This is a genomic window from Pseudomonas sp. yb_2 (assembly GCF_043103905.1).
GTDB lineage: Bacteria > Pseudomonadota > Gammaproteobacteria > Pseudomonadales > Pseudomonadaceae > Aquipseudomonas > Aquipseudomonas alloputida.
On the sequence record NZ_JBICKH010000077.1, the window covers coordinates 127,857 to 137,777 of the forward strand.

At 63.8% G+C, this 9,921-nt stretch carries 6 protein-coding genes; 3 read left to right on the forward strand and 3 right to left on the reverse strand.

Annotated features, from left to right (window positions below; all coding sequences use genetic code 11):
- Nucleotides 1–141: 141 nt before the first annotated feature.
- Nucleotides 142–1,722, reverse strand: a complete 1,581-nt coding sequence (locus ACF8FB_RS21710; RefSeq protein ID WP_392511940.1) for an aldehyde dehydrogenase (NADP(+)) — start codon at nt 1,720–1,722, stop codon at nt 142–144.
- A gap of 153 nt (nt 1,723–1,875) precedes the next feature.
- Nucleotides 1,876–3,258, reverse strand: coding sequence for an APC family permease (locus tag ACF8FB_RS21715; RefSeq protein WP_392511941.1), 1,383 nt, complete (start codon nt 3,256–3,258; stop codon nt 1,876–1,878).
- A gap of 280 nt (nt 3,259–3,538) precedes the next feature.
- Between ACF8FB_RS21715 and ACF8FB_RS21720 the strand changes: the two genes are divergently transcribed.
- The 3 genes from ACF8FB_RS21720 (at nt 3,539) to ACF8FB_RS21730 (ending at nt 7,495) form a co-directional block, all read left to right on the forward strand.
- Entirely contained in the window at nt 3,539–4,381 is an 843-nt protein-coding gene (locus ACF8FB_RS21720) for a helix-turn-helix transcriptional regulator (RefSeq protein ID WP_010953510.1), read from the forward strand.
- Between the two features lie 42 nt (nt 4,382–4,423).
- Entirely contained in the window at nt 4,424–5,806 is a 1,383-nt protein-coding gene (locus tag ACF8FB_RS21725) for an aspartate aminotransferase family protein (RefSeq protein WP_003250846.1), read from the forward strand.
- A gap of 195 nt (nt 5,807–6,001) precedes the next feature.
- Entirely contained in the window at nt 6,002–7,495 is a 1,494-nt protein-coding gene (locus tag ACF8FB_RS21730; RefSeq protein ID WP_350297682.1) for an aldehyde dehydrogenase, read from the forward strand.
- Between the two features lie 80 nt (nt 7,496–7,575).
- On the opposite strand, the gene ACF8FB_RS21735 is transcribed toward ACF8FB_RS21730, so the two are convergent.
- Nucleotides 7,576–9,813 (reverse strand): TonB-dependent receptor, encoded by a 2,238-nt coding sequence (locus ACF8FB_RS21735; protein ID WP_392511943.1) that lies wholly within the window; start codon nt 9,811–9,813, stop codon nt 7,576–7,578.
- Nucleotides 9,814–9,921: the final 108 nt, after the last annotated feature.

Here is a 9,921-nt window from a genome sequence, read left to right on the forward strand (position 1 = left end):
CGCATCGGCGATTACCGATGTCATAGGCGCTCGGTATTGTAAGCAAGCTTTTTACTGATTGTATACAGCTCGAAGTGCCCGTGCCGGCCTCTTGGCGGCTAGAGCCGCGAAGAGGCCGGCACGGGTTGCAGCCATGAAAGATCACACCGCCTCGCGGCTGCTCACACCCTCCAGCAACCGGGCAATCCCCAGCGGGTTAGCGTTTTTCAACGCATCCGGCAGCAGTGCGTCAGGGTAGTTCTGGAAGCACACCGGGCGCAGGAAGCGGTCGATGGCCAAGGTGCCGACCGAAGTGCCGCGGGCGTCGGAGGTGGCCGGGTAGGGGCCGCCATGCACCATGGCATCGGAAACCTCCACGCCGGTCGGGTAGCCATTGAGCAGCAAGCGCCCGGCCTTGCGTTCCAGCAACGGCACCAGTGAGGCAAAGGTGCGCAGGTCGTCAGGTTCGGCAATCAGGGTGGCAGTCAGCTGACCTTGCAGGTGACGCAATGCTTCGGCCAATTGCTGGGCATCGGCCACTTCAACCACCACGGTGCAAGGGCCGAACACTTCTTCCTGCAACAGCGGGTCGCCATTGAGCAGCAGGCTCACGTCGGCCTTGAACAACTGCGGCTGAGCCTGGTTACCCGTTTGCGGTTGGCCGGCCAGATGCTGGATACCCGGGTGCGCCAGCAAGTGCTGCACAGCGTTCTGGTAGCTGCGCAGGGTGCCCGCGTTGAGCATGGTCTGCGGGCCTTGGTCGGCCATGCGTGCCACCAGCGTTTGCAGGAAATGCTCGAAGTGCGGCGAGCGGATACCCACCACCAGGCCCGGGTTGGTGCAGAACTGCCCGCAGCCCAGCACCACCGAGGCGGCCAGCTCGGTCGCCACCTGTTCACCGCGAGCCTGCAGAGCCTGCGGCAGCACGATCACCGGGTTGATACTGCTCATTTCGGCGAACACGGGGATCGGCTGCGGGCGCGCTGCGGCCATGTCGCACAGGGCGCGGCCACCGCGCAGCGAGCCGGTAAAGCCGACCGCCTGAATGGCCGGGTGCTTGACCAGTGCTTCGCCCACACCGGCACCGTAGATCATGTTGAAAACACCTGCCGGCATACCGCTGCCGGTCACTGCTCGGTCGATGGCCGCGGCCACATGGGCCGCAGTGAGCATGTGCCCGCTGTGTGCCTTGAACACCACCGGGCAGCCGGCGGCCAGCGCCGAAGCGGTGTCACCGCCAGCGGTGGAGAAGGCCAGTGGGAAGTTGCTGGCGCCGAACACGGCCACCGGGCCCACGCCGATGCGGTACTGGCGCAGGTCCGGGCGCGGCAGCGGGGTGCGCTGGGGCAGGGCGCGGTCGATGCGTGCAGCGTAGAAGTCGCCACGCCGTACCACCTCGGCAAACAGGCGCAGCTGGTTGCTGGTGCGGCTGCGTTCGCCGCGGATGCGTGCTTCAGGCAGTGCGGTTTCGCGCATCACGTCCTGGATGAAGTCATCACCCAACGCGTCCAGTTCGCTGGCGATAGCGTCGAGAAAAGCGGCGCGCTGGTCCGGGCGGGTGCTGCGGTAGCTCGGGTAGGCCACCTCGGCGGCCTGGGCGGCGGCCTCGACTTCATCGCCAGTCGCCTGGTGGAAGGCGTAGGGCAGTGTTTCACCGGTGTGGGCGTCGAGGCTGTGCAGCAGCACGTCACCGTGGCCACTGAGCTGGCCGGCGATGTGGTTCAGGCGGTGTTCGATGGACATTTCGTTTCCCGTTGGCAATGACAATCGTTGGTCAGGACTGTAGGGGGGCGAATGGGGGGCTGAATAATGATTAATACGGATCGGGTGATAACGAGCAGTTATCACCCGGGTTCTCGCGATGCCCTGCAGGAGCGGTCACGCAAGGCGTCGGGCTCACTCGGCCATCTGCAACTCTGGCAGCTTCACGCGCAACGCCCGGGTCAGCCCCAGTAGCACCAACAGGCCCAGGCCCATCCAGCACAGGCCGATGGTGAACGACAGGCTGGTCAGGCTGCTCCACAGCCACAGCGTGCTGAGAAAGCCCAGGCCGGGAATGGCGCCGTACAGCAGGCAGTTGCGGCAACTGCGCAGTTTCTGGTCAACCAGGTAGTGCTTGACCACTGCAAGGTTCACCGCCGAGAAGGCGAACAGTGCGCCAAAGCTGATCATGTTCGCCACGGTATCCAGGGTGATCACCAGGGCGATCAGCGACAGTAGGCTGACCACCAGGATGGCAGTGGCTGGCACGCGCTTTTTCGTCACCAGCTGGCCGAATGCCCGCGGCAATGCGCCGTCGCGGCCCATGGCGAACAGTACGCGCGACACGCTGGCCTGGGACACCATGGCCGAGGCGAAGCAGCCGGCCACGTAGGTAGCGGTGAAGGCGGTTACCAGCAGCTCGCCGCCCACCCGGCGCATCACGTCAACCGACGCCGAATCCGGATCGGCGAAGCTGCCCCAATCGGGGAACACCATCTGTGCGCAATAAGACACCACCAGAAATAGCAGGCCGCCGATCAACGACACCGCCAGAATCGCCACGGGAATGCGGTAGGTCGGGTTACTGGTTTCCTCAGCCATGGTCGACACCGCATCGAAGCCGAGGAACGACAGACACAGCACGGCGGCGCCGGTCATGATCAACGGCACGCTGAAGCCATCGTGGTGCAAGGGGGCCAGCAGCGACACCGGCTCCGCCTGTCCGCTGAGCTTGAGAATGGACAAAGCGACGAAGACGATGATGAACACCAGTTGCACCACCACCAGGATCCAGTTGACCCGGGTGATCGACTCGATGCCGATCAGGTTGAGGAAGGTGACCAGAGCAATGGAACCCGCTACCCACACCCAGGCATGGATGGTCGGGAAGTATTCCGACATGTAGATGCCGATCAGCAGATAGCTGAGCAGCGGCAGAAAGATGTAGTCGAGCAGCAGTGTCCAACCGGTGATGAAGCCGATATGGCTGCCGAAGGCCTTGCGCGTGTAGGTGTAGACCGAGCCGGAGTAGGGGTGGGCCTGGACCATGCGGCCGTAACTGTAGGCGGTCAGCAGCATGGCGGCGAGCGTGAGCAGGTAGGCGGTGGGCAGGTGCCCTTTGGTCATCTGGGTGACCAGCCCGTAGGTGGTGAATACGGCCAGGGGCACCATGTAGGCCAGGCCAAACAGCACCAGGGCGGTCATGCTCATGGACTTGCGGAAGCGGCCGGTGCTGGTGCCGGGTTGCGAGGGTGCATGCGGGGCGGGGCTATGGGCTGTACTTGTTGTTGTATGCATTGCTAACTCCTGAAAAGGGATGCAGGACACCGCGGCAGGCGAGCAGGCTCGCGACCGTCAGGTGTTGTGCAAGGAGGTCGAGCGGAAAGCTCGCAGCGCTGGGGCGGGTTGATGCTCCCACACCCTGCAGGCACCCGGAATCACCCTTTGGGGTGAGCGGACACAGCCCTTGCCCGGCTCACCCCAAAGGGTGATTCCGGTGCCTGCAGCGCCGTGGGAGTATCTGCTCAACGACGCACCGCACTGGCGGCGGTGCCACTGAGAAAACGGCAGGCTTACAGTGACCAATCAATTGCTTTCAGAACAATGGTTCGAGCACCAGGCCAAGGTCACCGAGGCGATCGGCCGGCCGGGCTTTGCCGCCAGCCTGTTTGCTGCACTGGGTGTGATCCGGCCGATCCAGGCGACCACGGTGTACCTGTACCCGCACGATGGCATGCCCTGTGCGCTGTTCGAGCAGGATGACAAGGCGCCCTGGCAGCCCGAGGGCAATGTCAGCCGCTACCTGTCGGGCTTCTACCTGCTCGACCCGTTCTACGGTGCTTGTGTGGAACAGGTCGAATCCGGTTGTTACGGCCTGTTCGAAGTGGCACCCGACCACTTCGAGGTCAGCGAGTACTACCAATCGTTCTACCGCCACTCGCACCTGGAGGATGAACTCAACTACATCCTGCAGGTGGCGCCCGGGCAAAGCCTGGCGGTGTCGCTGGCCTTCACCGACAAGCTGGATGGGCAAAGCCGCACGCGGTTCGGGCTCATCACGCCTTGGGTACTGGCGGTACTCGGCAAGCATTTTGCCGGGCTGGACAGCCGCGCAGGGCGCTTCGAGAACATCCTCGAGCAACGTATCCATGCCGCGCTGAACAATTTCGGCAGCTCGCTGCTGACCGAGCGTGAATGCCGTATCGCCCAGCTGATCCTGCGTGGCCACTCGACCAAGTCGCTGGCCGAGCGGTTGGGAGTGTCGGAGGACACCATCAAGTCGCACCGCAAGAACGTCTACGCCAAGCTCGACATCGGCACCCAGTCCGAACTGTTCTCCCTGTTCATCGATGCACTGGCCAATGCCCAGGGCGTGCTGGGCAAGGACCCGCTGGAAAGCTACATGGGCAAGCTGCGCTGAACGCCAGCTGCCCTGCAACCCCACCGCAAAGGAAAACCAACAATGAACGCGCCTTTCGCCCCGCAACGCCAGACCCGTGACTACCAGGCAGCCGATGCCGCCCACCACATTCATGCCTTCCTCGACCAGAAGGCGCTGAACGCCGAAGGGCCGCGGGTGATCGTCGGTGGCGAACGCCTGCACCTGTGGGACAGCGAGGGCAAGCGTTACCTGGATGGCATGTCCGGCCTGTGGTGCACCCAGCTCGGTTATGGCCGTCGTGACCTGACGGCCGCCGCGGCCACGCAGATGGATCAGCTGGCCTACTACAACATGTTTTTCCACACCACCCACCCGGCGGTGATCGAACTGTCCGAGTTGCTGTTCAGCCTGCTGCCGGGGCACTACAGCCACGCGATCTACACCAACTCCGGCTCCGAGGCCAACGAGGTACTGATCCGCACCGTGCGCCGCTACTGGCAGGTGGTTGGCCAGCCAGGCAAGAAAATCATGATCGGCCGCTGGAACGGCTACCACGGCTCGACCCTGGCGGCCACGGCGCTGGGTGGGATGAAGTTCATGCACGACATGGGCGGGTTGATTCCGGATGTGGCACACATCGACGAACCCTACTGGTACGCCGAGGGCGGTGAACTGACTCCGGCCGAGTTCGGCCGCCGCTGCGCCCTGCAGCTGGAGGAAAAAATCCTCGAACTGGGTGCCGAGAACGTTGCCGGCTTCATTGCCGAACCCTTCCAGGGGGCCGGCGGCATGATCTTCCCGCCGGAAAGCTACTGGCCGGAAATCCAGCGTATCTGCCGCCAGTACGACGTGCTGCTGTGCGCCGATGAGGTGATCGGTGGCTTTGGCCGCACCGGCGAATGGTTCGCCCATGAATACTTCGGCTTCGAGCCCGACACCTTGTCGATTGCCAAGGGCCTGACCAGCGGCTATGTGCCCATGGGCGGCCTGGTGCTGAGCAAGCGCATTGCCGAGGCGTTGGTGGAGCGCGGCGGGGTATTTGCCCACGGCCTGACCTATTCCGGCCACCCGGTGGCGGCGGCAGTGGCCATCGCCAACCTGAAGGCGCTGCGTGACGAAGGCATCGTGCGCCAGGTGAAGGACGACACGGGGCCGTACCTGCAGCGCATCCTGCGGGAAGTGTTTGCCGACCACCCATTGATCGGCCAGGTGCAAGGGGCCGGGCTGGTGGCGGCGCTGCAGTTCGCCGAGCACAAGCCGACGCGCAAGCGCTTTGCCAACGAGAACGACCTGGCCTGGCAGTGCCGCACCTTTGGTTTCGAGGAAGGGGTGATCATTCGCTCGACCCTGGGCCGGATGATCATGGCCCCGGCCTTGATCGCCAACCACAGCGAGCTGGATGAGCTGGTGGAGAAGACCCGGATAGCCGTAGACCGCACGGCGCGGCTGGTCGGCAAGCTGTAAGCCGCTGACAAGGGCAACGCGCTTCCCTGTGGGAGCGGGCACGCCCGCGAACACCGGCGAAGCCGGTGCCATCCACCGTGTCGCCTGATTCGCGGGCATGCCCGCTCCCACAGAGGGAGTGCGGCGTGCTTGCGGACTGTGTGGTACCTGTTACTTGCGCAAGAAGGACCGCCACGACGGTCGTTTGGAGTACAAATGTACACTCTCGAATTCTGGCAACAACGCGCCTCGGACCTCTACCTTCCGGCCCATGCACTGATCGACGGCAAACCCGTCAACGCACAGGATGGCGCCACCTTTGCAGCCATCAACCCCGCCACCAACAACGTATTGGCACAGGTTGCCGCCTGCGGCCATGCCGAGGTCGACCTGGCTGTCGCCAGCGCCCGTCGAGCCTTCGAGCAAGGCCCCTGGCCGCGCATGGCGCCGGGCGAGCGCAAGAAAGTGCTGCTGCGGCTGGCCGAGCTGATCATGGCCCATCGTGAAGAACTGGCATTGCTGGACTCGCTGAACATGGGCAAACCGGTGATGGATGCCTACAACATCGACGTGCCGGGTTCTGCCCATGTGTTCGCCTGGTACGGCGAGGCGCTGGACAAGCTGTATGACCAGGTGGCGCCCACTGCTGCCAATGCGCTGGCCACCATCACCCGCGAAGCCCTCGGCGTGGTCGCTGCCGTGGTGCCATGGAACTTCCCGCTCGACATGGCCGCCTGGAAGCTCGCCCCGGCGCTGGCTGCCGGTAACAGCGTGGTACTCAAGCCCGCCGAGCAATCACCGTTTTCGGCCCTGCGCCTGGCCCAGCTGGCGCTGGAAGCCGGTGTGCCGGAAGGCGTGCTGAACGTGGTGCCGGGCCTGGGCGAGCAGGCCGGGCAGGCGCTGGGCCTGCACCCGGATGTGGACTGCCTGGTATTCACCGGCTCCACCCAGGTGGGCAAGTACTTCATGCAGTACTCGGCGCAGTCCAACCTCAAGCAGGTGTGGCTGGAGTGCGGCGGCAAGAGCCCAAACCTGGTGTTCGACAACTGCCAGGACCTGGACCTGGCTGCGGAAAAGGCCGCCTTCGGCATTTTCTTCAACCAGGGCGAGGTGTGTTCGGCCAACTCGCGGCTGTACGTGCAGCGTGCCATCCACGATGAGTTCATCGAGCGCCTGCAGGCCAAGGCTCGCCAGTGGCTGCCCGGTAACCCGCTGGATCCGGCGAGCCGCGCCGGGGCCATTGTCGATGCCGGGCAGACCGGCCGCATCGAGGCCGCCATTGTGCGTGCCGGGCAAGAGGGCGCGCGATTGGTGTGTGGCGGCCGACGCCTGACCATAGAAGGTTCGGACAACTACATCGAGCCGACCATTTTTGCCGGTGTCGAGGGCCGCATGAGCCTGGCGCGCGAGGAGGTGTTCGGCCCGGTACTGGCGGTCAGCGCCTTCGACGCGGAAGAAGAAGCCGTGCGCCTGGCCAACGACAGCATCTATGGCCTGGCAGCCTCGGTGTGGAGCGACGACTTCAACCAGGTGCACCGGGTAGCGCGGGCGTTGAAAGCCGGTACCGTATCGGTGAACACAGTCGATGCGCTGGATGTGACGGTGCCGTTCGGTGGGGGCAAGCAGTCGGGGTTTGGCCGCGATCTGTCACTGCATTCGTTCGACAAGTATTCGCAACTCAAGACCACCTGGTACCAGTTGCGCGGCTGATGTATTGATCATTGACCGCGTCGTCTGCTTCGCGGGCATGCCCGCGAAGAGGCCGTATCTGGCGCCGCGGCGGGACCCGGTTAGAAGTCCACGCTAGCCGAAAGCTGATAGGTCCGCGGCGCCCCCAACCCCAGGGTCTGGGTCAGTGGCACACCCCAGTAGTCCTTGTCCCCCAGGTTGGCGATGTTCGCTCGCAAGGTGACCGGCTTGTTGGCGACCTGGGTCACAAAGCGGGCGCCAACGTCGAAGATCGTGTAACCCGGAATCGACAGGCTGTTCTCGGCATTGATGTATTGCTTGGACTGTGAGGTCACGTTGCCGGTCAGGGTCAGCCCATCCAGGCCGGGGATGTCCCACTCCATGCCCAGCTTGCCCTGCACCTTGGGGTAGGCCGTGGCGGTCTTGCCATCGTTGGCACCGCCTGCGGTCTTGGTCAGCTTGGGGTCGACATAAGCCACGCCCCCCATCAGGCGCACGTCGGGCAGAGGGGCACCGAAGAAGCTCCATTCCACGCCCCGATTACGCTGCTCGCCACCGAACGAAAAGATGTTGGTGACCGGGTCGGTATAGCTGCCCGGGCGCTTGATTTCATACAGCGCCAAGGTGTGGCTGAAGGTGCCCAGGTCGAGCTTGAGGCCGATTTCCTTCTGTTTTGATTTGTACGGCGCGAACACGTCGCCATAGTTGGCAGCGGTGATCGGTGCGGCCGCGCCTTTGCTCAGGCCTTCGATGTAGTTGGCGTACAGCGACAGCTCATCGGTCAGCTTGAACAGGATGGCCCCGGCAGGGGTGGTGGCGTGGGTGTCATAGCCTGGTTTGTTGCGGGCACCGGTATTGGTGTTGTAAGTGTCGGTGACCACTTCCTGGCGACGTACGCCGAGGGTCAGTTGCACCCGGCCATCCAGCACCGACAGGGTGTCGGCGATGCCATAACTTTTCAGGTCGTTTTCCGTGTGGGCAATCAGTGGCCAGGCCTCCGATACCTTCGGGCCCCAGACAGGGTTGTAGATATTGGTCGTCCAGTTCGAGCCGGCGGCGCGGCGGCCGAAGTCCTTTTGCGTGTCGCTGTACTGGGTGGCGTTGACCGACCATTGGTGGTTGATGCCGAAGGTGTCGAAATGGCCACGCAGCCCCACCTCGGCAGAAGTCTTGTGGATCTCCATCTGCAACTGGCCCATCGCGGTGGTGAAATCACCGGCGCTGTTGTTCACCGTTGCTGTGAGTGCGCCGCTGTAGCGATAGTCCGTCTTGCTGGTGCCGACCGCGCCATAGGCCAGCAACTGGTCGTTCAGCTCGTACTCACCACGCAGGATGACGCCCTTGTCCTTGGTTTCCACATAAGCCCAGTCGGGGTTGAGCAGTGTGTCGTTTTTTGGCGGTTTGGGGACTGGTACCCCAGCGGCCAGGCCCATGCCGCGGTTCTGGCCGCTGATGTGGTCGTCGGTATCGAACAGGTCGAGCGACAGCTTGCCACGTTCGCCACGCCAGTCCAGGGCCAGAGAAGACAGCACATTGCGCTGGCGTTGATCGTCGATGGCAGTGTCGCCGTCGCGGTACATGCCGTTGAAGCGCACGCCAAACTGGTTGCCCTCACCGAAGCGCCGGCCAACGTCGACATGGCCGCCAAGCTGGGCATCGGAAGCGTAGGTGGCGGTCAGCCGGGTCAGCGGCGTGTCGCCAGCGCGCTTGGGAATCAGGTTGACAATACCGCCCACCGAACCGCCGGGCGGCATGCCGTTAAGCAGCGCCGACGGGCCTTTGAGTACTTCGATGCGTTCGTACATTTCGGGTGAGGCGCGGTAGTAGGGGGCCATGCCGAACAGGCCATCGATAGTCATGTCACTGACGCTGGTCTGGAAGCCGCGGATCGAGTAGTTCTCGCTGTAGGTGCCGGTCAGGCCGTTGCTGAACACTGACGGGTCGGTGGCGGCGATAACGTCGGTGATGTCCCGGGCCTGCAGATCCTGAATGTAGGTGTCGGTGTAGCTGACGGTGCTGAACGGCGTTTCCATGAAGTCTTTGTTGCCCAGCAGGCCCACCCGCCCGCCGGTGGCCACCTGGCCGCCGGCATACACCGGTGGCAGTGGATCGGCAGCGCTGGCTTGGGCGTCGATCAGGGTGGCGGGCAATTCCGGGGGGGCGGGTTTTTCTTCAGCGGCCTCGTGGGGGTTGGCTGCGTCGGCGTGTGCGGCGATTGGCGCCAGTGTGCAGCTACCAAGGGCCAGGCCAATGAATACGGCATGTGCCAGCGGGGTGCGCGGCAGCGCAGGCAATGCCAGGGCAGGGGACGAGAGTGTGTGCAAGGTACGGATGGACACGCGATGGCTCCAGAGGGACAGATGGCGGGTTGTGTTTTTGCATTTAAAAAGCGAAGAAGTAAGGCAAATGAGAATCACGTGCTAACGCAGTGGCAGGCATTTGCAAAA

What these genes read in the sequence shown, in the direction of transcription:
- ACF8FB_RS21725 (WP_003250846.1), top strand. Translation starts at nt 4,424, where the DNA reads ATGAACGCGCCTTTCGCCCCGCAACGCCAGACCCGTGACTACCAGGCA.
- ACF8FB_RS21730 (WP_350297682.1), top strand. Translation starts at nt 6,002, where the DNA reads ATGTACACTCTCGAATTCTGGCAACAACGCGCCTCGGACCTCTACCTT.
- ACF8FB_RS21715 (WP_392511941.1), bottom strand. Translation starts at nt 3,258, where the DNA reads ATGCATACAACAACAAGTACAGCCCATAGCCCCGCCCCGCATGCACCC.
- ACF8FB_RS21710 (WP_392511940.1), bottom strand. Translation starts at nt 1,722, where the DNA reads ATGTCCATCGAACACCGCCTGAACCACATCGCCGGCCAGCTCAGTGGC.